General features: G+C 31.8%; 1 protein-coding gene. It reads left to right on the top strand.

Annotated features, from left to right (window positions below; genetic code table 11):
* Nucleotides 1-266 precede the first annotated feature (266 nt).
* Nucleotides 267-1,442 carry an IS110 family transposase gene (locus ABGF45_RS08300; RefSeq protein WP_134744608.1) on the top strand — a complete coding sequence of 392 codons (1,176 nt, stop codon included), beginning with the start codon at nucleotides 267-269 and terminating at the stop codon, nucleotides 1,440-1,442.
* Nucleotides 1,443-1,623: the final 181 nt, after the last annotated feature.

The raw sequence follows: 1,623 nt of genomic DNA, 5'->3' as shown, positions 1-1,623 counted from the left end.
TCTCCTCGTATAATAATGTTGTAGTTAAAACTACATATTTTATTTTCATCTCATATTCTTTATGAGATAATAGTTGTATAGATAGAGGTCGTAGTTTTTCTCCTTGAAGCTTTTGTCTTCCTTATTAAGGGTTACGCCTCTTCTTTACGTCTTTATGCGTATGAGCTGGATAGCACATTCGTTGCTGTATGTCTAACGAGGTTGCATTGTCGTAAAGTTCTAGAGGGTTCTTTCTCTATCTAAATTTTTTGAAACTAGGTGATTTTATGTTTTACATTGGTATTGATATCGCAAAGAAAAACCACGAAGCTTCTATTATTGACTCTTCTGGAAAATCCTTATCTAAAAGTATATCTTTTTCTAATACTATTAAAGGTTTAGAAAAGTTTAGGGATTTTCTTGATTATTTTAATCTTGATATTAACAATTGCGTTATTGGAATGGAAGCAACTGGTCACTATTGGCTTAGTCTTTATTCTTTTCTTCTAGAGCTTGGATTTAATTGTATCGTCATAAATCCAATTCAATCAGAAGCTTTCAGAAAAATGTACATAAGACAAACCAAAAATGATGCTGTTGACTCGTTTGTTATCGCTCAAATTATGAGGTTTGGTGAATACTCAATCTCAAATTTTTCTGATGAAGATACTTTTGCACTAAGAAATCTTTCAAGATACAGATTTGCTTTAGTTGATGAATGCTCTGATTGGAAAAGAAAACTAGTCGCTATTCTTGACCAAGTTTTTCCAGAATATTCAACACTTTTTTCTAATATCTATGGAGTTACTTCAAAAGAGTTATTATCCAATTATCCTTTACCTGAAGATTTAATTAACATTTCTGCACAAGAATTAGCAAATCTTCTTTCAAAATGTAGTAAAGGGCGTTTTGGTCTAAAAAAAGCACAAGAAATTCAATCTACAGCTTCAAACTCCTTTGGAATTAAATTTGCTAAAAAATCTTTTTCTTTCCAAATCAAGCAAATCATTAATCAAATTTCATTTTTAGAAGATCAAATTTATGAAATTGAAGAAGAAATTTCTTTCATGCTTAATGAACTTTGCCCTGTAATTACTAGCATTATAGGTGTTGGAGAAGTTCTTGGAGCAGCAATTTATTCCGAAATTGGTGATATTTCAAGATTCGAAAAAGCAAGTCAATTAGTTGCTTATGCTGGTCTTGATGTTTCAGTTAAGCAATCCGGAGAATTTAGTGCTTCAAATACTAAAATATCTAAAAGAGGTTCACCATACTTAAGAAGAGCGATTTGGCTATCAGCAACTGTTGCTGCATTTAGAGATCCTGCTCTATCTAAGTACTATCAAGGTATGAGAGATAGAGGAAAAGCCCATGGAACAGCTATTGGAGCCGTTGCTAGAAAGCTTACTAACATCATTTTTGCAGTATTGCGTGACAACAAGTTGTATACTCCAAATATTTAATTGTTAATATTGTTTTTTTCACCTAAATTATTAGGTTTGTTTGCTGTGCGCAAATTTAAGTAATTTTTTAGCTAAGTTCTGTCAAGGCGCCCTCCCTTGACAGGTTTTAGATAAAAAATTATAATCCATGAGCACTGCAAACAATTAATCATTTATCTATTGACATTTGATAGCTGGTCTT

This window comes from Helcococcus sp. KG196 (assembly GCF_046035495.1).
GTDB classification, from domain to species: Bacteria; Bacillota; Clostridia; order Tissierellales; family Peptoniphilaceae; genus Helcococcus; species Helcococcus ovis.
The sequence above is the reverse complement of the archived record's forward strand: the minus strand, read 5'-3'. Positions and strand labels throughout refer to the sequence as shown.